We start from the raw sequence: 23,536 nt of genomic DNA, 5'->3' as shown, positions 1-23,536 counted from the left end.
GCCATCAGGAATCGTGGATCCAGTTGCGCAGCACCTCGACCGTCTCGGTCGGGCTCGCCCGCACCATGTCGACGACGCGCTCGACCGTCTCGGCCTGGATCTGGCCGTTGATCTTGGCCGACTCGAGGAACCTGTTGGTGGTGTTCTCGCGCACCGCGATCTCGACCGTCCCCTCGCCGCCCGCCGCCCCGGCCAGCGCGAGCGCGCCGGCCGGTCCGGCGAGCGCCACCGGCGCATCGGATTCGAGCACCCGGCGCAGGAGCGGACGCACCACCGCCATCAGCACGACCAGGGTGAGCAGGCTCAGCACCGTGAGCTCGACGAGGCGCATCACCTCTTCCTTGGTCGGGCTCAGGAACGACTGGATCAGGCCGGGCTCGGAGAATTCGGGGGCGTTGGGGGTCTCGGCAAAGCGCAGGTTGACCACCTCGACCTGGTCGCCGCGGACCTTGTCGTAGCCGACCGCCGTGCGCACCAGCGCGGTGATGCGCGCGATCTCGGCGTCCGAGCGCGGCTGGTAGGCGGGCTTGCCGTCGGCGCCGGGGGCGTAGACGCCATCGACCAGCACCGCCACCGACAGACGCTTGAGGCGGCCGCCCTCCAGGGTCTCGACCTTGGTGACGCGGGAGATCTCGTAATTCGTGGTCTCCTCGTTCTTCTGCGAGGAATCCTTCTGCTGCGGCTGAGCCTGGGTCTGGCTGGCGCCCGGCAATTCGTTGCCGACGCTGACCTGCCCCTCCGCCCCGCCGGTCAGGGAATTCTCGGAGCGCGTCTGGGTGGAGCGGACCACCCGGCTCTCGGGATCGAAGCTCTCCGAGCGGCTCTCGACCCGGTTGAGGTCGAGTTCGGCGGTCACCTGCACCCGGGCGCGGCCCTGGCCGACGATGCCGGCCACGATCTCCTCGATCTGCGAGCGCATCCGCCGCTCGATGCCGGCCTGCCGCTCCTCAAGAGCCCCCGCCCCGTCGGATTCCGCACCGCGGGCGCCGTCGGCCAGCAGCCGGCCGCGCTCGTCGACGATCGAGACCCGCTCGGGCTTCAGGCCCTCGACTGCGGAGGCGGCCAGATGCCGGATCGCCCGCACCTGGCTCGAATCGAGATCGCCCATCAGCTTGACGACGATGGCGGCCGAGGGCGCCTCGCGGTCGCGCTCGAACAGGCGGCGCTCGGGGATGACGAGGTGGACGCGGGCCGCCTGGACCCGGCCGATGGCGCGGATCGAGCGGGCGAGCTCGCCCTCCATCGCCCGCAGGTGGTTCACGTTTTGGACGAAGCTCGTGGAGGAGAAGGCGTCGCCCTTGTCGAAGATCTCGTAGCCGATGCCGCCTTGGGACGGCAGGCCCTTGCCGGCGAAGTCCATGCGCAGCTTGGCGAGGTCGCCGCGGGGGGCGAGCACGGTCTGGCCCATCTCGCCCTTGGTCTCGTAGGTGATGCCGCGCGCGTCGAGCTCCCGGATCACGGCCGAGGAATCCTGCATCGACAGGTCGGAGAACAGCACGCCCATATCGGGCCGCGAGACCCGCAGGATCACGAAGGCGAAGAAGCCGACCAGCGTCAGCGTCACGGCCGCCATCGCGGCGATGCGCGCGGGCCCGAGCTTCGTCACCAGATCGAGGATGGGTTTCACGGACGGGCACGCCTGCGCACAGCGGTGCGGCCGCGAGGGATGCGCGGTCGCCCGGCAAGAATTGCCCGGTGCGTGGTTAGCGAGGCGTTAACGCGGAGCCTGTCACCGTCACGAACGCGGATCCGGATGGCGCCGGGGCGAGGGGATCGGACAGGCCGAGGGGGCCGAAAACGACGAGAGCCGCCCCGGTGCTCCGGAGGCGGCTCCTCATGCGTTGCGCGAACAGGTCATGCGCAACGTACGGGTCGAACTGGCTGATTTCAGTGACGGTAGTGCTGGATGCGCGTGGTGCGCAGGCCGGCGAGTCCGTGCTGGTCGATGGAGTACTGCCAGCTCAAAAATTCTTCCGTGGTCAGGGTGTAGCGTTGGCAAGCCTCCTCCAGGCTGAGCAGGCCGCCGCGGACGGCGGCAACGACCTCGGCCTTTCGGCGGATGACCCAGCGACGGGTGGTGACGGGGGGAAGATCGGCGATCGTCAGGGGGCTGCCGTCGGGCCCAATCACATACTTCACGCGGGGCCGGGGTGTTTCGGTCATGATACGCTCTACACTCGACTGACCTGTCGAGAGGGAAGGTACTTGCACCCGCTTAAAAGTTCTTGAAGTCGGCCGCTCGAATGCGATTCGATTGTTGTGAGCAGTTGTGGACAATTCCGGTTCCATCGATGCTGCAGGGCATCAAGAGCTTGGTGCAGAAAGCGTTTTCACGCTCGACGCCGGCACGCGGGCCGTGCCGATCGTCAACACGGGTTCGGAGCCGCTGAGGTCGACGCCGTCCACGACGCCCGAAACCTTGGTGTCGACGGCGACTCTCGTGCCCGTCGTATCGAGGGCATCCACGGTGATCGTGTAGCGCCCGTCCTTGGCCGAGAGGCCCGAGGTTCCGGTGCCGTCCCACTCGAAGGGTTGCGCGCCGGCCTTGAGCGTCGTGGTCTTGGTGGCCACCACGGTGCCGTCGCTGGCCTTGAGGGTGATGACGGCCCTGGCGGCGGCCCGGTCCGGGGTCAGCGTCCAGGTCGCCTTGCCGTTCGTCAGATCGGTGGCGGCACCGTCCGCGGTGATCGTCCTGCCGATCAGGCCGGAGGCGGACGAGGCCGAGGCCGCCTTCGAGTTGGTCAGGATCGTGTCGAGCGAGGAATTGGTCTTGAGCTGCTGCTCGACGCCCGCGAACTGCACGAGCTGCTGAGTGAACTGGTTGGTGTCGAGCGGATCGAGCGGGTTCTGGTTCTTGAGCTGCGTGGTGAGCAGCGTCAGGAACTGCGTGAAGTTGCCCGCGATCGACTTCGTGTCGGTGGTCGAGGCGGCACTCGCGCCGGTGATGCTGGTGCTGCTCGTATTGCTCGTGATGCCGGCGGCCATGGCGTCGTCCTAAATCCGGATGTCGAGATTGCCGACGGCACGGAGCTGCCGCAGGGGAATGGCGTCGAGCGGGGAGGGGCGGGCGTCCCGTCCGCCCGGCCCGCCGTCGGAGCGGTCGCGGGAGGCCGATTCGCCGTCCCGGCCGCCCTGCGATCCGGTCTCGCCGCGCAGCGACAGGTCGATCCCGCCCCCGCCCGCCTCGGCGCCGACCTCGAAGCCGGCCTGCGCCAGCGCCTGTTGCAGGGAGCCTGCATCGCGCTGGAGCAGGGCCAGGGTCTCGGGACGGTCCACGACGAGATGCGCCCGCGCCTTGCCCCCCGCCTTGTCGAGGTCGAGCGACACGTCGATGCGGCCGAGTTCGACCGGGTCGAGGCGGATCGCGAAGCGGTTCATGCCCGAGAGCGAGCGCAGCCCGATCGTCATCGGCACGGCGCCGAGCGGAATCGGCGGCGTCGCCGGCTGGGGTGCCGCGGCGGCGGCGTCCGCGGCCTGAGCGGCCTGCGGGCCCTGCGCGGCGCCGACGCTGCCGGGCGGGGTCAGAGCGGTTCCGGGGCCGGCGGGAGTCGGAACGGGTGAGGCGGTGGGCGCCTGCGCCTCGGTCAGCGCCGCCTCGAAGCCGGCCGTGCCCACGCCGACGGCGGGGGCATCCCCCGTCCCGGCCTTCGCGGCGTGACCGGTGGCCGTCGCCTCGCCGGACAGGCCCGTGACGGCTTGATCCGCGTCGAGCCCGCCATCGTCTGCCGAGGCACTCGTCGGCGCCGGCGTCGGAGCGGGGGGCGGGGAGAGGAGGGCCGTGGGATCGGCGGCGTCCGGTGATGCGGGATCGGTCTCGTCCCGCTCCCGTGCCTCGTCCTCGGACACCACCACGGCACCGGCTTCTTTGGCGGCAGCCTCTTCCGCAGCCGCTTCCTGGGCCGGTTCCGCAGCGTCGGCCGCCGGGCGTTCCGGCCGCTGCGAGGCGGATTGCGCGGCGGCACCCGGACCTCGGGCCGAGGCGGCCTCCGCACCGTCCCGCGCCGTCCTTGCCGCGAGCGGCTTGTTGCGGGCCGTGGCGGCCTGGGCGCGGCTCTCCTGCAAAGCGCCGGACAGCCCGCTTTCGGTCCTGTCGGTCTTGGTCCTGTCGCTCTTGGCCGTTCCCGCTCCGGCAGCCCCGGTCCTGGTGTTCTCGGCTTTGCCCGCCTCCATCCTGTCCGCCCGAATGGCATCGCTGCGGGCGGAGGCGGTTTCGTCGCGGCGGGAGGCCGGACGGGCCGGGGCCGCCGGCTTCCGCTCCGCGGGTTCCAGGCTGAACCGCGCCCTGCCCTCAGCCCCCCGCGTCCCGGAGGAGGAGGGCCGCAAGGTCTGCCTGAAAAACGCCTCCGCCAGATCTGTGCGCGAAACCACGATGCCGTCCTTATCCTTCGTCGCCGAAGCCGGAGGAGGCCAGAGCAATCCGCGCACCATCTGCCGTTGAAGTCTAAGCTACTGATAAAAAGCGAGAAAGTTTTTCAGAGTGCGGGCCGCCGCTCGCCGGCTCGGCCAGATCTGCCGGCCTCCCGGCAGGATTTGCCGGCCGCTCGGGGCCACGATCCGGGCTTTGAGCCCGCTCTCCTCGTCCCCATCCCTGGAAAGTCGGGGCCGGGATCGCTATAGACACCCGACATGCGCCCGGACCCCACAGGTCCGGCGCGCGCCCGAAGGCTCCGCCAACGGCCGGCACCCGGCCCCATCACCGGCCATGAACTCGCTGGATCTCCCGAAGCCCCCGCACGAGACGCGCGTCGTCGTTGCCATGTCGGGCGGCGTCGATTCGTCGGTCGTGGCCGGCCTGCTGAAGCGCGAGGGCTACGACGTCGTCGGCGTCACGCTCCAGCTCTACGATCACGGCGCGGCGACCCATCGCAAGGGCGCCTGCTGCGCCGGCCGCGACATCCACGATGCGCGGGCGGTGGCCGAGACGCTCGGCATTCCGCACTACGTCCTCGACTACGAGGACCGCTTCCGGGAATCGGTGATCGACCGCTTCGCCGACAGCTACCTCTCGGGCGAGACGCCGATCCCCTGCGTCGAGTGTAACCGCTCGGTGAAGTTCCGCGACCTGCTCGGCCTTGCCCGCGACCTCGGGGCCGAGGCTCTGGCGACCGGCCATTACGTGGCGAGCCGGGCGCGGCCGGAGGGCGGGCGCGCGCTCTACCGCGCCCTCGATCCGGCCCGCGACCAGAGCTACTTCCTCTACGCCACGACGCCGGAGCAGCTCGCCTATCTGCGCTTTCCCCTGGGCGAGCGGCCCAAGGACGAGACCCGCGCGCTGGCTCGGGAGCTGGGCCTCGCGGTCGCCGACAAGGCCGACAGCCAGGACATCTGCTTCGTGCCCCAGGGCGGTTATGCCGACGTGATCGCCAAGCTCCGGCCGCAGGCGACCCGCCCCGGCGAGATCGTGGATCTCGACGGCCGGCGCCTCGGCGACCACGAGGGCATCATCCATTACACGGTGGGCCAGCGCCGCGGCCTCAAGCTCTCGGCCGGCGAGCCGCTCTACGTGGTGCGGCTGGAGCCGGAGACCGCCCGCGTCGTGGTCGGCCCCCGCGCGGCGCTCGCCACCCGGCGCATTCGGCTCACCGACCTCAACTGGCTCGGCGACGGCGCGCCGGAGGACATCGCGGAGAGGTCCGTGGCCGTGCGCGTGCGCTCGACCCGCGAGCCACGGCCTGCGCGCCTCTCGTGGAACGCGGCCGAGGCCTGCGCCGAGGTCGAACTGCTCGTTCCCGAGGACGGTGTCTCGCCGGGCCAGGCCTGCGTGATCTACGCCGATGACGGCCCGCGCGCGCAGGTGCTCGGCGGCGGCACCATCCGGCGCATCGGTGCGTTGCAGGCAGGCGCCGCCGAGGCCGCCTGATGGGGTTGCTTCGCGCCGGGCTGATTTCCGGTTTTCCCAGTCCCCGCGATCGCTCTTCGGGCGATCGCACCGCTCGGCAGGCGCGAACAGCGCCCGCGAAGCGGCCTCGGCCACGCCGGGGCGTCTAGCGGAGCGAGAGCCAAAGCCGCGGAGGCGGCTGCCGGCGCTTGAGGCCGGAAGTAATGAGAGGGTGACAGTGAGATGCTGAGCGAGCGGGCGCCCGAGGCCGGGCCCACCACCGAGCTGATGCGCAAGGCCTATGCCCGCTGGGCGCCGGTCTACGATGTCGTCTACGACAAGCTCACCGAGCCGGCCGCCCGCGCCGCCGTCGAGGCGGCCGTGGCCCACGGGCCGCGGGTGCTGGAGGCCGGCGTCGGCACCGGCCTGTCCCTCGGCTACTATCCCCGCGACAGCTTCGTCTGCGGCGTCGATCTCTCCGAGGACATGCTCAAGCGCGCCCGCGGCAAGGTGCTCCGCAAGGGGCTGACCCACGTGAAGGGCCTTCAGGTCATGGATGTGTGCCGCCTCGGCTATGCCGATGCGAGCTTCGACGCGGTGGTGGCGCAGTTCCTCATCACCCTGGTGCCGAACCCGGAAGCCGCGCTCTCCGAGTTCCTGCGCGTGGTGCGCCCCGGCGGCGGCATCGTGCTCGCCAACCATTTCGGCCAGTCGAACGGGCCGGTGGCGCGGGTCGAGGAGATCGTCGCGCCGCTCTGCACCAAGATCGGCTGGTCCTCGGATTTCAAGGCGACCCGGATCGAGGCCTGGGCCCAGCGCAACGGCGTCGAGGTCGTCGGCCTCGCGCCGACCTTCCCCGGCGGCTTCTTCAAGATCCTGCGCATGCGCAAGCGGGGCTGAGGACGGGCACGCGCAATCCGCCCCGAGGGAGGCAGGCGATGACGCCAGGGGGCGGGGAGGGCCTTGGGCCGAAGGACCGACGCGACGATGCGGCGGGCGAGCCGCAACGCGCGCCCGAGGCGCCGGGGTCGCGCCGGCCCTGGCTGCGCTGGCTCCCGCTCGTGGCTTTGGCCGCGATCTCCATCGGCATCATCGCGTCGGGCGGCGCCCACTTCCTCGATCTCGACCGGCTCTCCGAGTCGCGGGTCTGGCTTCAGGGGCTCATCGCCGAGGACCGGGTGCGGGCGATCGCCCTGGCCTGCCTCGCCTATGTCGGCTCGGTGGTGGTGTCGCTCCCGGCGACGTTGGTGCTCACGGTGCTGGCCGGGCTGCTGTTCGGCCCGGTGACGGGGGCCCTGATCGCCATCGCCTCGTCCACGACCGGGGCGGCGATCGTGTTCTCGGTCGGGCGCTACGCCGCCGGCGACCTGATCCGGCGCAAGGCCGGCCCGCGGGTCGGCCGCTTCGCCGACGGGTTTCGCCGCGACGGCTTCGGCTACATCCTGATTCTGCGGCTCCTGCCGATCTTCCCCTACTGGCTCACCAACCTCGCTCCGGCGGCCTTCGGCGTGCCGCTGCGCACCTTCGCGCTCGCCACCCTGCTCGGCCTGACCCCAGGGGCCTTCATCTATGCCGGTCTCGGTGCCGGCCTCGAAGACCTGCTGGCCACCCGCGACGAAGTGAAGGCGGCCTGTCTCGCGGCCGGGGGAACGGAGTGCGCGGCGGGCATCGATCTGCGCGCGCTGGTGACGCCCGGCATGGTCGCGGCGCTGGCGGCCTTGGCCGGATTTGCTCTTTTGACAGTTTATCTCCGCCGACGGCTTGAGCGGCGGACGCTTCGCGCATAAGACTTGTGCACAAGCGAATGGCGCGTCGCCGGGCCGTCGCACAACTTGTGCGACAGAGGAGGAGCCGGTGGCCGATACGCGCCCTTCGAACCGCAATTGGATCATACAACGACGGGTGACGATTGAGACGGCCCCGCCTTCCGTTTCCCCGCCGGCAGCCCGAGTCGGCGGACATGGCGCAGACTGATCTGGCGGCACTCGCCGCCCTGCCATGGCACAGCAAGGCAACGGCCGCGACCGGGCGGTCGTTCGGCCGCCTCGGCCTGTCCGGCCGCCTGTTCCTGCTGACGGTCGCCTTCGTCGTTCTGGCCGAGATCCTGATCTACGTCCCGGCGGTGGCGACTTACCGGATGTCTCGGCTCTCCGACCGCGTGACGGCGGCGCGGGTCGCCGCCCTCGTGCTGAACGCCGCCCCCGAGGGGCAGGTCCCCGCCGAGACCGCCCGGCGCCTGCTCATGGGGGTCGGCGCCCGCGCCATCGCCGTGCGGGTCGGCCAGACGTGGCGCTACCTCACCGATGGGCCGGTGCCGTCGGTCGTCGCCGAGACGGTGGATCTGCGCGAGCGACGCCTGACGGGCTCGGTCGGCGGTGCCTTCCGGACGCTGTTCCTTCCCACCGACGCGCCGATCCGGGCGATCGGACCGGGTCAGGACGGTTTCGATGCCGTCGAGGTTCTGCTCGACGAGGGCCCGCTGCGGGCGGCCCTGGCCGATTTCTCGCTCCGGCTGCTCGTCGCCTGTCTCATCATCGCGGCTCTGGCGGCCGGACTCGTGTTCTTCGTGCTCCAGCGGGCGATCGTGCGGCCGGTGGTCCAGCTCGCCCGCGACATCGCCGCCTTCGCCGACGACCCCGAGCGGACCGACCGGGTCGCCCAGCGCTCGGCGCGCACCGACGAGATCGGGGAGGCGGAGAACGCGCTCGCCCGGATGCAGGTGGCGCTGGGCGGCGAGCTGCGCCAGCGGCGGCGGCTGGCCGAGCTCGGGCTCTCTGTGAGCAAGATCAACCACGAACTGCGCAACCTGCTCACCACCGCCCAGCTTCTCGGCGACCGCCTGGAAAGCGTCTCCGATCCCCTGGTGCAGCGCGTCGCGCCGCGCCTCGTCGAGACCCTCGACCGGGCGATCCGCTTCTGCGAAGCGACGCTCGCCTATGGCCGCGCCACGGAGCCGAACCCGCAGCGGCGCATGGTGGCGCTCGGCCCTCTCCTCGAGGAGTTGACCGACCTCGCCGACCTGATGCCGGCGGCCCGCATCCGCGTGGAGGTGCGCGCGGCGCAGGATCTCGAGATCGACGTCGATCCCGAACAGCTCCTGCGGGCGCTCGCCAACCTCGTGCGCAACGCGGTCCAGGCCCATGCCGCGGCCAAGTCCACGGAGGGCAGCGTGTTGATCGAGGGCATCCGGAGCGGGGCGCCCGGCGCCGGCTCGGTGACGATCCTCGTGACCGATAACGGCCCTGGCGTGCCCGAGCGGGCCAAGGCCAACCTGTTCGCAGCCTTCCAGAGCTCGACCCGGGCCGGCGGCACCGGGCTCGGCCTCGCCATCGCCTCGGAGCTGGTGCGCCTCAACGGCGGCACCCTCTGCCTCGACGAGACGCCGAGCGGGGCCCGCTTCCGCATCGTCATCCCCGACCGCGCCGCGAGCGTGAAGGCGGCGTGAGGCGGCTCATCCAGGTGAAGCCGGACAGCCCGCTCGCCCTCAATGCCCCGCGCCCGCTGGCGCGGCCCCGCGCGGGCGCCGGATCAGCGGCGTGCCGCAGGCCATGGCCAGGAACAGCACGGTGAGGACGAGGAACACGTCCTCGAAGCTCATCACCAAGCCTTGAATCCGAACGGTGTTGTTGAGCGCCTTCAGCGCCATGCCGTTGGCGTCACCCCCGAACACCTCGAACTGGCGCCGCATCGCGTCGAGGCGCTCCAGCGCGGCGCTGTTGGCCCAGGTGAAGCGCTCGTGCAGGCGCGTGAGATGCAGGTCCCAGCGGGCGTTGAGCACGGTGTTGATCAGCGCCAGGCCGACTGCGCCGCCAAGGTTGCGCGTGAGGTTGAACAGGCCCGAGGCGTTCTTCATCCGCTCCGGCGGCAGGGTGCCGAGCGCGATGTTGTTGATCGGGATCATGCACAGCATCAGGGAGCAGCCGCGCAGCACCTGCGGCCAGAGCAGCTCGTAGAAGTCCCAATCCTTGGTCAGCCCGGTGACGATCCAGGTGCCGGCGGCAAAGCCGGAGAATCCCATCGCCATCATGATGCGCGGGTCGAGCTTCGCCGAGAGTTTTCCGGCAATCGGGGCGGTGGCGAACATGCACAGGCCTGAGACGAACATCGTCTCGCCGATCTGCAGGGCCGAGTAGCCGCGCACGCGGGCGAGATAGACGGGGTAGAGGTAGGTCAGGCCGTAGAGGCCGATGCCCATCACGAAGCTGAAGACGCAGCCGGCGGCGAAGTTGCGATCGGAGAAGGCCCGTAGATCGACGATCGGCTGGCGCGCGGTGAAGACGCGGGCGAAGAACAGCACCGCCGACACGGCGCAGACGATGGCGCAGACGAGCACCGCCTCGTCCTGCAGCCAGTCGTGGTTCGGGCCCTCCTCCAGCACGTATTCAAGGCAGCCGAGGAAACCGGCCATGAAGGCGAGCCCGGCCCAGTCGAAGGACTTGAGCAGGTCGAGGTTCGGCCGGTCGAAATCGATCAGGAGGAAGGTCGAGATCGCGACGAAGATGCCCGGCACGATGTTGATGAGGAACAGCCAGTGCCAGGAGAACAGGTCGGTGAGGTAGCCGCCGATGGTCGGGCCGATGGTCGGCGCCAGCGTCGCCACGAGGCCGATCATCGGCGAGACGATGGAGCGCTTCGAGGGCGGAAAGATCGTGAAGGCCGCAGCGAACACCGTCGGGATCATGCCGCCGCCGATGAAGCCCTGGAGCGCGCGCCAGAGGATCATCTCGCCGATCGACGAGGAGGTGGCGCACATCAGGCTCATCAGCGTGAAGCCGGCGGCCGAGACCGAGAACATCCAGCGCGTCGAGAGCACCCGCGACAGGGTGCCCGAGAGCGGGATCGAGATCACCTCGGCGATGAGGTAGCTCGTCTGCACCCAGGGGATCTCGTCGCCAGAGGCGGAGAGGCCGGCCTGGATCTCGTTGAGCGAGGCCGAGACGATCTGGATGTCGAGGATCGCCATGAACATCCCGAACACCATGCATAGGAACGCCACCATGCGGCGGCGGTCGATGGGCGGGTCGGCGGCAGGGCTGGCGGCGAGGGTCGCGGTGGCGGCCATGGGGCGCCTCGATCCGTATCTTGGTGGGGTCATCCCCGTCTCACCCTCATCCTTCGAGGCCCGCTACGCGGGCACCTCAGGATGAGGGGGTGGGGAGGGACGGTTCGAGGCGGCCGGAGGCGATCAGGGCCGGGCGGCGAGCCGCTGCACCGGCGCGTCGGCGCCCTCGCGGGTTTCGACTCGCACCACCACCGAGAGGCCGGGGCGCAGCAGGCCTTCGCGGGCGATATCCTCGGGGACGTGGACGCGCACGGGCAGGCGCTGGACGATCTTGGTGAAGTTGCCGGTGGCGTTGTCCGGCGGCAGCAGGCTGAAGACCGAGCCGGAGGCGGGCGAGAGCGCCTCCACCGTGCCGACGATGTCGCGGTCGGGATAGGCATCCACGTGGATATGGACCTCCTGGCCGGGCCGGACGCGGGCGAGCTGCGTCTCCTTGAAGTTCGCATCGACCCGCACGCTCTGGAGCGGCACCAGGGCGGCGATGCGCGAGCCCGGCGAGACGTAGGCGCCGGCCTCCACCGCCTTGTTGCCGACGACGCCATCGAATGGGGCGCGGATCACCGCGAAATCGAGGTCGCGCCGCGCGCGGTCGGCGGCGGTGCGCAGCTCCGCGGCGAGGTTCTCGGCCTCGCGCGTCTGCGCCCGCAGCACTTCGACATTGGCCCGCGCGGCCACGAGGGCGGCCTCGGCCGACTTCACCGCCGCCTCGGTGCGGTCGCGGTCGGCCTTGACCCCATCGAGGCGGGACCGGGCGACGTAGTCCGCCTGCATCCCCGTGGCCCGGGCGTAGTCGGCGCCGGCCCGCACGGCGTCGGCCTTCGCGGCATCGATCTGTGCCGCGCTCTGCAACACCTGCGCCTGCGCCGCCTCGGCCTGCCGGCCGACACGGGCGATGGTGCTCTTCTGGGTGGCGAGCTTGTCCTCCGCGGCCTTCAGGGCGAGGCGGTAATCGCCGTCGTCGAGCCGGGCGATCACGTCGCCCCGCTTCACCGCCTGTCCGTTCACCACCGGCACCGCCGCCAGATAGCCCGATACCTTGGCGGCGAGCACCGAGATGTCCGCCTGCACGTAGGCGTCGTCGGTGCTGACGAAGAAGCGCCCGACCGTCCACCAATCCCAGCCGGCATAGGCGCCGCCGCCGAGAGCTGCGCAGAGCACGAGGCCCAAAACCGCACGCCGCAGCGGCCGGCTCGGCTTGGCGGGGGAGGGCGGCACCGGCTCGGCGGCAGGGGCGGGGCGCAGGGCCGGCGCCCGGCCGGCCTCGGCCCGCTCCTCCTCGGCGGTCTCAAGGGCGGCCTCGGACCGGCCGGAATCCTCACGCAGCGACATGACTGACATCCCAGACATGCATTGACCGAACCGTTCGGTCATTCGACGGGTCGAGTTGACGCCGCCCTCATTCGAAGGCTAGCTAGCACTGACTGAACGGTTCGGTCAATGTAGACGAGTTGGGGTAAGTGGGTCAGGCGATGGCGGGCGCAGCGATACAGGAGCGGGGGCAGGCGGCCCCGCAAGCAACCTCATCGGGCGAGAGCGACAAGCGCCGGCAAATCTTGGAGGGCGCGCGCCAGGTGTTCATGGCCTCCGGCTTCGACGGGGCCAGCATGGGCGAGATCGCCAAGACCGCGAACGTCTCGAAGGGCACGCTCTACGTCTATTTCGATAGCAAGGAGGCGCTGTTCGAGACTCTGACCACCGAGGCGAAGTCGGAATTGGCCGAGAACCTGTTCCGGCTCGACGAGGACGACCCGGATGTGCGCGCCGTGCTGACGCGGCTCGGGATCAGTTACCTCATGACGATGGCGCGGCCCGAGCACGTCTCGATCATCCGCATGGTGATGGGCGCCTGCGAGAAATTTCCCCGGTTCGGGCAGGCCTTCTACGAGGCCGGCCCGGCCTGCGGGGTCGCGCGGCTGAAAGCCTATATCGACGCCCAGGTCGCCGCCGGGCGCCTGCGCGCCGACGACACCGATCTCGCCGCCAAGCACTTTCTCCAGCTCTGCCAAGCGGGAATGCTGACGCGGCTGCTGTTCAACGCAGGCACGGCGCCGGAGGAGGCCGAGATCCGGCACCGGGTCTCGGAAGCCGTGCGGGTCTTCTATGCGGGCTACGGGCCGGACGCGGCGGTGTAACCGCTCACCCCGCGAGCGCGAAGGCGGGATCGTCGGCGAAGTCGCCCCCCGAGAGAATCGACTGCTCCAGGCCGCCCGCCGCCGGCAGCAGGTTCTCGGCGAAGAAGCGGGCGAGCGCGATCCGTGCCGCGTGGGCCGGATCGGTCTCGCCGGCCTTCACGGCCGTGCTCGCAGCCAGCCCCGCCGTCGCGAGGCAGGCCGCCCCCTGAACCAGGCCGAACAGGCGCAGATACGGCGTCGCGCCGGGAAGCGCCTCCTGCGGGCGGTTCGAGGCGAGCGCCTTGAGCAGGAAGCTCGTCGTCCGGTCGAGGCTGCCGATGCCCTCGCGCAGGCGTGCCGCCGCATGGCCGAAGCCGGGCGCGCCGTCCTTCAGCAGCCCCTCCGTCACCCGCCGCATCGAAGCGATCTGGGCGCCGACCGTGGCGCCGCCGTTCAGCGGCAGCTTGCGGGTGACGAGGTCGATCGCCTGGATGCCGTTGGTGCCCTCGTAGATGCCGAGGATGCGGGCATCGCGCATGAGCTGGGCCGCCCCCGTCTCCTCGACGAAGCCCATGCCGCCATGGACCTGGACGCCGAGCGAGGTCACCTCGTTGGCGATGTCGGTGGAGAAGGCTTTGGCCACCGGCGTCAGCAGCGAGGCACGGTCATGCGCCGCCTTGCCCTCGGGTCCATCAGCGGCGTCGAGCGCTTGCGCGGTGAGGTAGCAGATGCCGCGGGAGGCCGCCGTGTAGGCCTTCATCGTCAGCAGCGTGCGCTGGATGTCGGCATGGGCCACGATGGCGCTGACCGGCTCCGACGCGCCCGGCGCCCGGCCCTGGCGGCGCTCGCGGGCATAATTGAGCGCCTTCTGATAGGCGGCTTCCGCCACGCCCACGCCCTGCAGCCCGACATTGAGCCGGGCCGAGTTCATCATCGTGAACATGCAGGCCAGGCCCCGGTTCTCCTCGCCGATCAGCCAGCCGGTCGCGCCGCCCGCGTCACCGAAGGCCATGGAGCAGGTCGGCGAGGCGTGGATGCCGAGCTTGTGCTCGATACCCGAACACCGCAGGTCGTTGCGGCTCCCGTCCGGCAGCACCTTCGGCACGAGGAACAGCGAGATGCCGCGGGTGCCGGCCGGCGCGTCCTTGAGGCGGGCGAGCACGAGGTGGCAGATGTTGTCGGCAAGGTCGTGCTCGCCATAGGTGATGTAGATCTTGGCGCCGGTGATCCGGTAGCTGCCGTCGCCGTTCGGCTCGGCGCGGGTGCGCAGGGCCGAGAGGTCCGAGCCCGCCTGCGGCTCGGTCAGGTTCATGGTCGCGGTCCACTCGCCGGAAACGAGCTTTTCGAGGTAGCGGCTCTTCAGGTCATCGGAGCCGTGGGCGGCTAGCGCCTCGACGCCGCCGGCGGTCAGTAGCGGGCACAGGCCGAAGGCGAGGTTGGCCCCGTTCCACATCTCGGTGCAGGCGGCGGCGATCAGGTGCGGCAGGCCCTGCCCCCCGTAATCGGGTGCGGCGAGCACGCCGTTCCAGCCGCCCTCGACGAAGGCGCGGTAGGCTGACGCCCAGCCCGGCGCGGTGGTGACGCGGCCGTCCGAGAACGGCGTGCCGTGGCGGTCCCCGACCCGGTTGAGCGGGGCGATGACGTTGCCGGCGAGCCGGCCCGCCTCTTCGAGGATGGCGACCGCATCGTCCGGGCCGATCTCGGCTCCGCTCTGCGCCAGCACGGCGTCGAGCCCCGCGACGTGGCGGAGGGTGAAGGCCATCTCCTCTACGGGCGCGCGATAGCTCATGACCGGTACACCGCTCCTCCCGCCGCGCGTTCCGGGGGCGGCGATCCCGTTTGACGGCTTGCGGCCGAAGGGTCTACGGCCGGCCGTTCTTCCTCGCATCCACTCCGCCATGGACGCCCCACCGTCAACCATCCCCACGCTACGCTTGACCGCCGACGTCAGCGGCCTCGCGCGGGCGGCCGACCTGATCCGGACGGGGCGCCTCGTCGCCCTGCCGACGGAGACGGTCTACGGGCTCGGGGCCGACGCCACCGACCCGGAGGCGGTGGCCGCGATCTATGCGGCCAAGGGCCGCCCGCGCTTCAACCCGCTGATCGCCCATGTTGCGACGCCCGAGGCTGCGTTGGCCGAGGGCGTGTTCGACGAAGCCGCCCTCCGCCTCGCGAAAAAATTCTGGCCGGGGCCGCTGACCCTGGTGGTGCCGGCGGCACCCGGCGGCTCGGTCTGCGATCTCGCTCGGGCCGGGCTCGACTCCGTGGCGCTCCGCGTGCCGGCCCACGCCATCGCCCGTGCGCTGCTGGAACGGGTCGGGCGGCCGGTGGCGGCGCCCTCGGCCAACCGCTCCGGACGGGTGAGCCCCACCAGCGCCGATCATGTGCTGACCGATCTCGACGGGCGCATCGCGGCGGTGCTCGACGGGGGGGGATGTCCGGTCGGGGTCGAGTCCACCGTGGTCGCCTGCCTCGGCGGGCCGCCCCGGCTGCTCCGCCCCGGCGGGGTGACGCGGGAGGCCCTCGCCGCCGTGCTGGGCTTTGCCCCCGAGGCCGCCGGTGATCCGGGCTCGCGGCCGGTGGGGCCCGGCCTGCTCGCCTCGCACTACGCGCCGCGGGCCGGGGTGCGGCTCGACGCGATCCGCATCGAACCCGGTGAGGCGGCCTTGCTGTTCGGCGCCTTCCGCCCGGCCGGGCTGGAAGAGGCGGCGGCGGTCGAATCCCTGAGCGCGCGCGGCGATCCGGCGGAGGCTGCCGCGCGGCTGTTCGGGGCCCTGCGCCGGCTCGACGCCTCGGGCGCGCCGACCATCGCCGTCGTCCCGGTGCCGGAGGAGGGGCTGGGCGAGGCGATCAACGACCGCCTGCGCCGGGCGGCCGCGCCGCAACCGGCATGATTTTTCGTTGAACTTTTTTGCGGAACCAGACGGCCTCCGGCGCATTATCCGATCACGAAGGCCAGTTCAGCCCCCAATGGCCTTTTCCCTTCAAGGCTCGGAGCAATCCGAGCCTTTTTTCTTGCCCGCAGCGTAAGCCGCTGTGGGCTCAGGGACACCTCACCGGGCCCGCGCGCTGCGCCGCTGGATCGCCCGGCGCAGGATGCGCGAGAGATCTTCCACCGAATAGGGCTTGTGCAGCAGCGGGAAGCCGTGGCGCCCGTCCTCGGCCAGCACGTGGCTGTAGCCGGAGGAGAGCACGATCGGCATGCTCGGTGTCCGCCCCAGGATCGTGCGGGCAAGTTCGACGCCGTTCATACCGGGCATCACCACATCGGTGAACACCACGTCGAAGCGCTCCGGCGTCCGGTCGAGTTCGGCCAGCGCCTGCTCCCCATCCATCGCCCAGACGGTGCCGTAGCCGAGTTCGGCGAGCGCTTGCGTCGCGAAGGCGCCGACCTCGCGGTTGTCCTCCACCAGCAGCACGCAGGTGCCGTGGCCGGGGGCCAGCGGCTCGGGCTCGTCGGCGGACTCGACCAGGGTCGGGGCGACCTTGGCCCGCGGCAGGAACAGTGTGAAGGTCGTGCCCTGTCCCAGCACGCTCTCCACCGCGATGTCGCCGCCCGATTGCTTGGCGAAGCCGAACACCTGGGAGAGGCCGAGCCCGGTGCCCTGGCCGACGCCCTTCGTGGTGAAGAACGGCTCGAAGATCCGCGACAGGTCGGCCGGCGCGATGCCCGTGCCCGTGTCGGAGATCGCCACCGCCACGAAGTCGCCGGGCACCGCCGGATGGGTGCGCAGAGCCGGGATCTGCCCGGCATGGCCGACCCGGATAGTGAGCGTGCCCTCGCCGTCCATGGCATCGCGGGCGTTGACGACCATGTTGACGAGCGCCGTGTCGAACTGGCTCGGATCGGCTTCCACGAGGCAGGCGAAGGGCTCGCCCGCCGCGTCGAAACACGGCTCGATCAGCGTCTTCACCTGGATGCGCGCCCCGGTGAGCGTGCCGACCATGTCGGCCACCGACGCGACGCCGCGGCCCGCATCGAACACTTCGGGCTTCAAGGCTTGGCGCCGGGCGAAGGCGAGGAGTTGGCCGGTCAGCTTGGCCGCGCGGGCCACCGTGTCGGAGATGGCATCGACGTAGCGGCGGCGGCGCTCCTCGGCGAGATCGGGGCGCTTGAGCAGGTCGGTGGAGGATTTGATGACGGTGAGCAGGTTGTTGAAGTCGTGCGCGACGCCGCCGGTGAGCTGGCCCACCGCCTCCATCTTCTGGCTCTGGCGCAACGCCTCCTCGATCCGCTCGCGCTCGGCCACCTCGGCGCGCAGGCGCTCGTTCGCCTCGGCGAGTTCGTGCAGGCGCAGGCGCTCCGCCGTGAGGTCGGTGATCACACCGCACAGGAGCAGGGTGTCGCCGTCGCCGTCGAGCCGGCTCAGCGACAGGTAGGCCGGGCGCTCGACCCCCGCCTCGTCGCACAGGGCGATCTCGCCGCGGGCCGGCATCCGCGCCGCCTGCGCGATCAGGGCGGCGAGCGCCGCGTCCTGACCCCCGGCGGCGAAACGCGCGAAGGGCTGGCCGATCAGGCGCTCCTGCGGGGTGCCCAGGGTCTCGGCGAGCCGGCGGTTGCAGTAGAGCAGCGTCCCGTCCGGCCCGAGGGTGAAGGCGCCCTCCTGGATCTGCTCGATCAGCACCCGGTAGGGCCGGTCGGCATTCTCCAGGGTGTAGACCAGCCGCTCGCCGCCCGGACCCTCGACCACGATCGCATCGAAATCGCCCCGGCGGATCGCTGCGAGGGTGTCCTCGACCTCCTCCAGCCGCGATTCCAGCGCGCGGATGCGCGCCTGCGCCTCGTCCAAAGCCGTGGCGTCGGGCTCAGTGCTCATCGGCGGCCCCGCCGAGTCCAAGCGCGCCGAGTCCAAGCCCGTCGAGGACATGCCGCTCGTCGCTCAGATCGCCGGTGATGCGTCGGGCGGGGAGGGGGGAGAGCCGCACCAGGGTCGGCGCCGCGACCACGCCGTCTTCGCCCGCGAGCGCCGCTTGCTGGTAGATGTCGACCACTTCGAGGTCGCACGCACCCCCGAGCCGATGCTCGCACAGGCGGCGTACGCTCTCGATGCTGCGGGTCGAGCGCGGCGAGGTGCCGGCGACGTAGAGGCGCAGCCGGGTGCGCCCCGCCTCCCCGTGGTCCGTGATGTCCCCGCTGCTCAAACGCCGTCCGCCTTCGCTGCGGGATTCTTTTCTGGGAGGTTCTGGGGCCGGATATCGAGGCCGACCAGCACCTTCTCGGTGTTGGACAGGTCGCCGATGATGCGCTTGAGCGGCGCGGGCAGGCGGCGCACCAGGGTCGGGATCGCCAGGATCTGGTCGCCGGCCGCGAGCTGCGGGTTCTTCATCAGGTCGATGACCTCGATGTCGTAATGGCCGGCCAAGTGCTCCTCGCAGAAACGCTTGAGGTTGGCCATCGCGGTCAGCGACTTGGAGGTCTGGCCGGCGACGTAGAGGCGCAGGTGGTAACGGTCCTCCTCCGCCATGCCGGCGGCGTCGGTGTCGAGCCCGTCCTCGGTGGGTTCGGAACCGTTCATTGGGTGCCTCCCCGGCGGGTCGAGAGGATGCGCCGCTCGCTCGTCAGCATCGCTTCGCGCATCTCGTCCTCGCTCAACAGCACCGCCTCTTCCTCCGCCGCGGCTTCCAGGGTGGCGCGCAATTCGTCGATCTGGCGCTCCAGCGAGTGGCGCCGCCGCTCCGCCTCGCGTCGGCGGCGGCGGCTCTCCTGCTCGCGGCGCAGAACGGCGGCGGCTTCCTCCGCCTCCTGCACGATGCGGGCGGTGCCAGTCAGCACGCCCGCCGGGCCGATATAGGCCTCGACGAGGGCGATGCCGTCGCCCGACATGCTGAACTCGCGCACTTGGTTCGAGTGGCGCATGCCGCGGGCCTTGATGACGTAGAGCGTGCGCGAGCGCTCCCCGTTGGCCTCGACGTTGAGGAGCTTGATCCAGGCATCCATCAGCGAGGAGACGCCGAAGTTGCTGTCGTGGTCGAGGCTGCCGTCCTCGCGCAGGCTGGTGAAGATGGCGGTGATGCCGCGGCTCTTCAGCATGTCGACCATGCGCAGCATCGTCGCCTGAAGCTCGGCCGGCGGGCCGCGCAGCGCCGAGAGCGGATCGACCACCACCACGGAGGGCGCGAAGCGGTCGATGTCCCGGTGCATGCGCGCCAGATGCATCTCCAGGCCGTAGAGGCTCGGGCGCGCCGCCTCGAACCGCAGCAGGCCCGCCTCGACATGGCGGGCGAGGTCGAGGCCGATCGAGCGGGCGTTGCGGATGATCTGGTCGCCGCTCTCCTCGAACACGAAGGACATGCAGCGCTCGCCGCGCGCGCAGGCCGCGCCGATCATGCTCGACGTGATCATGGTCTTGCCGGTGCCGGACTCGCCCGAGACGAGGATGCTCGTGCCGCGGTGGAAGCCGCCGGGTTCGAGCATCGCGTCGAGGCCGGGGATGCCGGTGGAGGCCACGCCCTCGGCGATGGTGTAGTCGAGGTCGGCCGCGGTGACCGGCAGGACGCTGATGCCCTCGGCATCGATCAGGAACGGGTACTCGTTGGTGCCGTGGGCCGAGCCGCGATACTTCACCACGCGCAGGCGCCGGGTGGTGATCTGGTCCTCGACGCGGTTGTCGAGCAGCACCACGCAGTCGGAGACGTATTCCTCCATCCCCTGGCGGGTGAGCTGGCCGTCGCCGCGCTCGCCGGTGATGATCGCCGTCAGGCCCCGGTCCTTGATCCAGCCGAACAGCCGGCGCAGCTCGGCCCGCAGCACCGTCTCGTCGGAGAAGCCCGCGAACAGGGTCTCGATCGTGTCGAGCACGATGCGCTTGGCGCCGATCGAATCCACCGCGAAGCCGAGCCGGATGAACAGCCCTTCGAGGTCGTACTCGCCGGTCTCCTCGATCTCGCTGCGCTCGACGCGGACGTGGTCGATGGCGAGCTTGCCCTGCGCCACCAGCCCGTCGAGGTCGTAGCCGAGGGAGGCGACGTTGGCGACGAGATCCTCGGCGCGCTCCTCGAAGCTCATGAACACGCCGGGCTCGCCGAAGCGGGTCGCGCCGTTGACGAGGAAGGTGGTGGCGAACAGCGTCTTGCCGCAGCCGGCCGCACCGCAGACCAGCGAGGGCCGCCCCTTCGGCAGGCCGCCGAAGGTGATGGTATCGAAGCCGTCGATGCCGGTGGCGACCTTCGCGACTGCGGGAGCGCCCGTGGAAGGGCTCTTGGGAGTGCCTTCGGGCGGGCTCGCGGGTTCAGACGCCAAGGCAGGTCTCCAAGACGGTTTCTTCTCTGGCCGTCATCGGGGGCAACCCGTCCGGTCCGTGGTCCAGGCGCAGGATCGTCATGGGGGAACGCCGCAGCCGGGACACGAGGAAGGGAATGGGCGCCGGCAGCGGCGCCGGGCGCAGGCGCCGACGGGAGGGGACGGAGGCGTCGTGAGGCAAGGGCGTCGTCATCAAGGCGTCATGGCGGGCCTCGAACACCCGATTCCCGGCTCCCGTAATGCAAAGGCCAGGGGGTGGCAATACACGGCCCAGCGAGCGCCCGGCCGGCGCGTCGAGCCATGATTCAGGCTTGATATTTCTTCGAATCTTCTGCGGCTCCGCTGAAACCAATCGCCGCGCGGACACTTTGACGAAGGCCGCTTCCCCTCAACCCTCAGCAGCCCGTCCCCCGCCGATGACCTGTCTGTTCGAGCCGACCGATCCGTCCTCCGCGCCCCGCATCCTCGTCGTCGAGGATGAGTGTTTCGTGCGCATGGTGGCCGTGGACATGCTGGAGGATGCCGGCCTGCCGGTGGCCGAGGCGCCGGACGCCGACGCGGCTCTGCAACTCCTCGAGGGGAGGGCGCAGGCCTTCGGCGCCCTGTTCACCGACATCGACATGCCGGGCTCGATGGACGGGCTGACGCTGGCGGCGCGGGTGCGGGCACGCTGGCCGCATATCCGCCTCGTCGTCACCTCGGGCCGGGTCCGGCCGCGGGCCGACGACCTGCCGGATGCCGGCTTCCTGCCGAAGCCCTATTGCCGCTCCGACCTGCTCGGCGCCCTCGGCCAGGCCGCCTGACGGCATCGACCCGGCGCCGGTCTCAGGCCGCCGGAACCGGCCAGCGCAGCTCCACCCGCAGGCCGCCGAGTTCGGAGCGGCTGAGATGCATCCGCGCGCCGACGCCCTCCGCGAGGTCACGGGCGATGGCGATGCCGAACCCGGTGCCCGGCCGGGTCTCGTCCCAGCGCCGGCCGCGGGCGATGCCGGCGATCGCCGCCGCGCTCATACCGGGGCCGTCATCCTCCAGCACCAGACCATGTTCGCCGCCCGCCGCGCGCCCCGAGACGCGGATGCGGCGGTGGGCCCATTTGCGGGCATTGTCGAGGAGGTTGCCGAGGATCTCGGTGAGGTCGCCCTCGTCGCCGGGAAAGGCCAGGTTTTCCGGGATTGCGATCTCCCAGCGCAGGGCTTCCCCCTCGGGCAGCCGCTTCAGGGCCCCGACGATCCGCGCCGTGGCCGGGGCGACCGGGCAGGCACGCCGCCGCAGGCCCCCCGAGGCAGCCCGCGCCCGGGCCAGCGTGCGCTCGACCTGCCGGCCCATGGCCTGCGCCTGCTCGGCGATCTCCGCCGCGAGCGCAGGGTCGACGGTCTCCGTGCGGCGGGCCAGGGCATCGAGCACCGCGAGCGGGGTCTTGAGGCCGTGGGCCATGTCGCCCGCACCCGTGCGGGCCCGCTCCAGGTCGCGCTCCTGCGCGTCGAGCAGGCGGTTGAGGTCGGCCACCAGCGGGCGCACCTCCTCGGGGAATGTCTCGGGCAGTCGCGCCTGTCTCCCGGCATGGATCGCGGCGAGATCCGCCCGCAGGGTTCGGAACGGCGCCAGCGCCCGGCGCACGAACAGCGACATGGCCAGCGTCAGCGCCGCGAACAGCGCGCCGAGCGAAGGCACCAGCAGGCGAAGGAAGGTGGCGCGGCTCTGTGCGAGGTCGCGGCGATCCTCCGCCACCGTGACGGCGAGCGCCACCGGAGCGCCGTTGCCCGGAATCGTGACGCGCCGGGTCACGGCGATAAGCCGGCCGCCATCCGGCCCGGCGAGGTCGCCGACCGCCGGCTCCTCGGAGGTGTCGGGAAGCGTGCCGAGGCTGCGGTCCCAGAGCGAGCGCGAGCGCAGTGCGGTGCCGCCGGCACGCTCAACCTGCCAGTAAAGGCCGCCATAGGGCGTCGAGAAGCGCGAATCCGGCGGCTCGCGCGGCAGGGTCGGAGCTCCGTCCGGCGCCAGGGCGACCTGCCCGGCGATGAGCTTGGCGGTCCGGTCGAGGCCGTCGGCGGTGCGGGCGTCGAGCACCTGGTCGAAGATCAGCGTCAGCCCGATCCCGGCCAGCACCAGCGCCAGGGCGATCAGCCCGGCGGCGGCGAGCCCGAGCCGCAGGCGCAGCGAGCCGCTGTTCACGGCGGATCGGACGGCACGAGGTAGCCGTGGCCGCGGCGGGTCTCGATGATGCCGGGGCCGAGCTTGCGCCGCAGCCGGGTCAGCAGGGCCTCCAACGCGTTGGCCTCGCGGTCGCGGTCGCTGCCGTGGAGATGGTCGAGCAGCTCGCCCGCCGCCACGACCTGCCCCTGGCGGTGGAGCAGGAAGGCGAGCAGGCGGTATTCCAGCGCGGTGAGGTCGGTCTCGCGGCCCGCCACCGAGACGGCGCGGGTGCGGGTGTCGAGTTCGACCGCGCCCGCCCGCAGGACGGGGGAGGCGTGGCCGGCGGTGCGGCGCAGGATGGCGCGAAGCCGCGCCACCAGCTCCTCCATCCGGAACGGCTTGACGAGGTAGTCGTCGGCGCCCGCATCGATCCCCTCGACCCGCTCGCGCCAGCCGTCGCGGGCGGTGAGGATCAGCACCGGCAGGGCGACGTCGGCCCCGCGCAGGCGGCGCAGCACGCCGAGGCCGTCGAGGCGCGGCAGGCCGAGGTCGAGCACCATGGCGTCGTAGGTCTCGGTCTCGGCCCGGAACCACGCCGCCTCGCCGTCGCCGACGATCTCGGCGACGTAGCCGGCCCGCTCCAGGCCCTCTCTGATATCGGCCGCGATGCGCGGCCCGTCCTCTACGACGAGGATGCGCATGGCATGTCCCTTGGCGCCCCCGGACGCGCGCAGGCCTCAATCATCGTCGTCCACGTCGAGGAGCTTGAGGGAGCTGGCATCGATCTTCACGTCGCGGCGGCGCCCGTCGGTGCCGAGGATGCGCAGCTTGTAGAGCCAGCGCCCGTCGTCGCGCTTCAGGTCGAGCGCCACCACGTCCCCCGGCACGGCGGCGCGGGCGGCGGCGAGCACGGCGTCGAGGGGGCGGATCTCGCCCCGCTCCAAGGCCCGCCGCGCCCGCTCGCCGTCGTCGTCGGCCCGCGCAGGGGTGGCGCCAAGATTCACGGCACCGAGCGTCGGGATCAGCGCGACGAGCGCGAGGAGGAGCGGGCGGAGCAGGAGAGGCGGCATGGGACGGAGCCGGGATGCGGTGCGACGCGGATATGCCCAAGCCCGGCTGACGCGAGGCTGACAGGCGGCGTCAGGCTCGCGCGAAGCGGGGTTTGCGAGAAG

Annotated in this window: 21 protein-coding genes; 7 read left to right on the top strand and 14 right to left on the bottom strand. The window is 71.4% G+C overall.

The window, feature by feature from the left end; genetic code table 11:
- Nucleotides 1–4 precede the first annotated feature (4 nt).
- The 4 genes from fliF to ASF53_RS15130 form a co-directional block, all read right to left on the bottom strand.
- Entirely contained in the window at nt 5–1,627 is a 1,623-nt protein-coding gene (gene fliF / locus ASF53_RS15145) for a flagellar basal-body MS-ring/collar protein FliF (RefSeq protein WP_056199866.1), read from the bottom strand.
- Between the two features lie 260 nt (nt 1,628–1,887).
- The gene (gene sciP / locus ASF53_RS15140) at nt 1,888–2,163 is read right to left on the bottom strand and encodes a CtrA inhibitor SciP (protein ID WP_009865968.1); all 276 of its coding nucleotides are present in this window, start codon (nt 2,161–2,163) and stop codon (nt 1,888–1,890) included.
- A 141-nt stretch (nt 2,164–2,304) separates the two neighbouring features.
- A complete protein-coding gene (locus ASF53_RS15135) occupies nt 2,305–2,985 on the bottom strand; it encodes a flagellar hook assembly protein FlgD (protein ID WP_056199864.1) in 681 nt (226 codons plus the stop codon).
- A gap of 9 nt (nt 2,986–2,994) precedes the next feature.
- Nucleotides 2,995–4,368 carry a flagellar hook-length control protein FliK gene (locus tag ASF53_RS15130; RefSeq protein ID WP_056200191.1) on the bottom strand — a complete coding sequence of 458 codons (1,374 nt, stop codon included), beginning with the start codon at nt 4,366–4,368 and terminating at the stop codon, nt 2,995–2,997.
- 334 nt (nt 4,369–4,702) lie between these two features.
- Between ASF53_RS15130 and mnmA the strand changes: the two genes are divergently transcribed.
- From mnmA to ASF53_RS15110, 4 genes are all read left to right on the top strand, one after another.
- Nucleotides 4,703–5,860, top strand: a complete 1,158-nt coding sequence (gene mnmA / locus ASF53_RS15125) for a tRNA 2-thiouridine(34) synthase MnmA (protein ID WP_056199859.1) — start codon at nt 4,703–4,705, stop codon at nt 5,858–5,860.
- A 201-nt stretch (nt 5,861–6,061) separates the two neighbouring features.
- Entirely contained in the window at nt 6,062–6,718 is a 657-nt protein-coding gene (locus ASF53_RS15120) for a class I SAM-dependent methyltransferase (protein ID WP_056199856.1), read from the top strand.
- Between the two features lie 38 nt (nt 6,719–6,756).
- On the top strand, nt 6,757–7,605 hold the full coding sequence (locus ASF53_RS15115) for a TVP38/TMEM64 family protein (RefSeq protein WP_056199853.1): 849 nt from the start codon (nt 6,757–6,759) through the stop codon (nt 7,603–7,605).
- A 173-nt stretch (nt 7,606–7,778) separates the two neighbouring features.
- Entirely contained in the window at nt 7,779–9,263 is a 1,485-nt protein-coding gene (locus tag ASF53_RS15110; protein ID WP_056199850.1) for a sensor histidine kinase, read from the top strand.
- Between the two features lie 39 nt (nt 9,264–9,302).
- Here ASF53_RS15110 and ASF53_RS15105 read toward each other — a convergent pair whose 3' ends face one another.
- Nucleotides 9,303–10,880, bottom strand: a complete 1,578-nt coding sequence (locus ASF53_RS15105; protein ID WP_056199847.1) for a DHA2 family efflux MFS transporter permease subunit — start codon at nt 10,878–10,880, stop codon at nt 9,303–9,305.
- A gap of 123 nt (nt 10,881–11,003) precedes the next feature.
- Nucleotides 11,004–12,209 carry an HlyD family secretion protein gene (locus ASF53_RS15100; protein WP_056199844.1) on the bottom strand — a complete coding sequence of 402 codons (1,206 nt, stop codon included), beginning with the start codon at nt 12,207–12,209 and terminating at the stop codon, nt 11,004–11,006.
- Between the two features lie 140 nt (nt 12,210–12,349).
- On the opposite strand from ASF53_RS15100, the gene ASF53_RS15095 reads away from it, so the two are divergent.
- The gene (locus ASF53_RS15095; protein WP_056199842.1) at nt 12,350–13,012 is read left to right on the top strand and encodes a TetR/AcrR family transcriptional regulator; all 663 of its coding nucleotides are present in this window, start codon (nt 12,350–12,352) and stop codon (nt 13,010–13,012) included.
- Nucleotides 13,013–13,016: 4 nt separating this feature from the next.
- Here the strand turns inward: ASF53_RS15095 and ASF53_RS15090 are convergent, their stop codons facing one another.
- The gene (locus tag ASF53_RS15090; RefSeq protein ID WP_056199838.1) at nt 13,017–14,780 is read right to left on the bottom strand and encodes an acyl-CoA dehydrogenase; all 1,764 of its coding nucleotides are present in this window, start codon (nt 14,778–14,780) and stop codon (nt 13,017–13,019) included.
- 109 nt (nt 14,781–14,889) lie between these two features.
- Between ASF53_RS15090 and ASF53_RS15085 the strand changes: the two genes are divergently transcribed.
- Nucleotides 14,890–15,885, top strand: a complete 996-nt coding sequence (locus tag ASF53_RS15085) for an L-threonylcarbamoyladenylate synthase (protein WP_056199835.1) — start codon at nt 14,890–14,892, stop codon at nt 15,883–15,885.
- A 159-nt stretch (nt 15,886–16,044) separates the two neighbouring features.
- Here ASF53_RS15085 and ASF53_RS15080 read toward each other — a convergent pair whose 3' ends face one another.
- The 4 genes from ASF53_RS15080 to kaiC are packed head-to-tail and all read right to left on the bottom strand — an operon-like array spanning nt 16,045 to nt 20,231.
- Entirely contained in the window at nt 16,045–17,808 is a 1,764-nt protein-coding gene (locus ASF53_RS15080; RefSeq protein WP_056199832.1) for an ATP-binding protein, read from the bottom strand.
- Nucleotides 17,798–18,133 carry a circadian clock KaiB family protein gene (locus ASF53_RS15075; RefSeq protein WP_056199828.1) on the bottom strand — a complete coding sequence of 112 codons (336 nt, stop codon included), beginning with the start codon at nt 18,131–18,133 and terminating at the stop codon, nt 17,798–17,800. The genes ASF53_RS15080 and ASF53_RS15075 overlap by 11 nt, the downstream gene beginning before the upstream one ends.
- Complete coding sequence (locus ASF53_RS15070) at nt 18,130–18,507, bottom strand: circadian clock KaiB family protein (protein WP_056199825.1); 378 nt, start codon at nt 18,505–18,507, stop codon at nt 18,130–18,132. The genes ASF53_RS15075 and ASF53_RS15070 overlap by 4 nt, the downstream gene beginning before the upstream one ends.
- Entirely contained in the window at nt 18,504–20,231 is a 1,728-nt protein-coding gene (gene kaiC, locus ASF53_RS15065) for a circadian clock protein KaiC (RefSeq protein WP_056199823.1), read from the bottom strand. Before kaiC ends, ASF53_RS15070 begins: the two co-directional genes overlap by 4 nt.
- Before the next feature lie 416 nt (nt 20,232–20,647).
- On the opposite strand from kaiC, the gene ASF53_RS15055 reads away from it, so the two are divergent.
- Nucleotides 20,648–21,034: a response regulator gene (locus ASF53_RS15055; RefSeq protein ID WP_056199817.1), complete on the top strand. Its 387-nt coding sequence runs from the start codon at nt 20,648–20,650 to the stop codon at nt 21,032–21,034.
- Nucleotides 21,035–21,056: 22 nt separating this feature from the next.
- On the opposite strand, the gene ASF53_RS15050 is transcribed toward ASF53_RS15055, so the two are convergent.
- The 3 genes from ASF53_RS15050 to ASF53_RS15040 are packed head-to-tail and all read right to left on the bottom strand — an operon-like array spanning nt 21,057 to nt 23,434.
- Nucleotides 21,057–22,403 carry a sensor histidine kinase gene (locus ASF53_RS15050; protein ID WP_056199813.1) on the bottom strand — a complete coding sequence of 449 codons (1,347 nt, stop codon included), beginning with the start codon at nt 22,401–22,403 and terminating at the stop codon, nt 21,057–21,059.
- Nucleotides 22,400–23,065 (bottom strand): response regulator transcription factor, encoded by a 666-nt coding sequence (locus tag ASF53_RS15045; RefSeq protein WP_056199809.1) that lies wholly within the window; start codon nt 23,063–23,065, stop codon nt 22,400–22,402. Before ASF53_RS15045 ends, ASF53_RS15050 begins: the two co-directional genes overlap by 4 nt.
- A 36-nt stretch (nt 23,066–23,101) precedes the next feature.
- Complete coding sequence (locus ASF53_RS15040; RefSeq protein WP_056199807.1) at nt 23,102–23,434, bottom strand: PepSY domain-containing protein; 333 nt, start codon at nt 23,432–23,434, stop codon at nt 23,102–23,104.
- Nucleotides 23,435–23,536 lie beyond the last annotated feature (102 nt).

It is taken from the genome of Methylobacterium sp. Leaf123 (genome assembly GCF_001423405.1).
Taxonomy (GTDB): domain Bacteria; phylum Pseudomonadota; class Alphaproteobacteria; order Rhizobiales; family Beijerinckiaceae; genus Methylobacterium.
Note: the sequence above shows the minus strand (reverse complement) of the source record. Positions and strands in the feature narration are given on the sequence as shown.

Excerpts from the sequence above, each read along its gene's own strand:
- sciP (WP_009865968.1), bottom strand. The coding sequence starts at position 2,163 with ATGACCGAAACACCCCGGCCCCGCGTGAAGTATGTGATTGGGCCCGAC.
- ASF53_RS15135 (WP_056199864.1), bottom strand. The coding sequence starts at position 2,985 with ATGGCCGCCGGCATCACGAGCAATACGAGCAGCACCAGCATCACCGGC.
- mnmA (WP_056199859.1), top strand. The coding sequence starts at position 4,703 with ATGAACTCGCTGGATCTCCCGAAGCCCCCGCACGAGACGCGCGTCGTC.
- ASF53_RS15120 (WP_056199856.1), top strand. The coding sequence starts at position 6,062 with ATGCTGAGCGAGCGGGCGCCCGAGGCCGGGCCCACCACCGAGCTGATG.
- ASF53_RS15115 (WP_056199853.1), top strand. The coding sequence starts at position 6,757 with ATGACGCCAGGGGGCGGGGAGGGCCTTGGGCCGAAGGACCGACGCGAC.
- ASF53_RS15110 (WP_056199850.1), top strand. The coding sequence starts at position 7,779 with ATGGCGCAGACTGATCTGGCGGCACTCGCCGCCCTGCCATGGCACAGC.
- ASF53_RS15105 (WP_056199847.1), bottom strand. The coding sequence starts at position 10,880 with ATGGCCGCCACCGCGACCCTCGCCGCCAGCCCTGCCGCCGACCCGCCC.
- ASF53_RS15100 (WP_056199844.1), bottom strand. The coding sequence starts at position 12,209 with ATGTCGCTGCGTGAGGATTCCGGCCGGTCCGAGGCCGCCCTTGAGACC.
- ASF53_RS15095 (WP_056199842.1), top strand. The coding sequence starts at position 12,350 with ATGGCGGGCGCAGCGATACAGGAGCGGGGGCAGGCGGCCCCGCAAGCA.
- ASF53_RS15090 (WP_056199838.1), bottom strand. The coding sequence starts at position 14,780 with ATGAGCTATCGCGCGCCCGTAGAGGAGATGGCCTTCACCCTCCGCCAC.
- ASF53_RS15085 (WP_056199835.1), top strand. The coding sequence starts at position 14,890 with ATGGACGCCCCACCGTCAACCATCCCCACGCTACGCTTGACCGCCGAC.
- ASF53_RS15080 (WP_056199832.1), bottom strand. The coding sequence starts at position 17,808 with ATGAGCACTGAGCCCGACGCCACGGCTTTGGACGAGGCGCAGGCGCGC.
- ASF53_RS15070 (WP_056199825.1), bottom strand. The coding sequence starts at position 18,507 with ATGAACGGTTCCGAACCCACCGAGGACGGGCTCGACACCGACGCCGCC.
- ASF53_RS15055 (WP_056199817.1), top strand. The coding sequence starts at position 20,648 with ATGACCTGTCTGTTCGAGCCGACCGATCCGTCCTCCGCGCCCCGCATC.
- ASF53_RS15045 (WP_056199809.1), bottom strand. The coding sequence starts at position 23,065 with ATGCGCATCCTCGTCGTAGAGGACGGGCCGCGCATCGCGGCCGATATC.
- ASF53_RS15040 (WP_056199807.1), bottom strand. The coding sequence starts at position 23,434 with ATGCCGCCTCTCCTGCTCCGCCCGCTCCTCCTCGCGCTCGTCGCGCTG.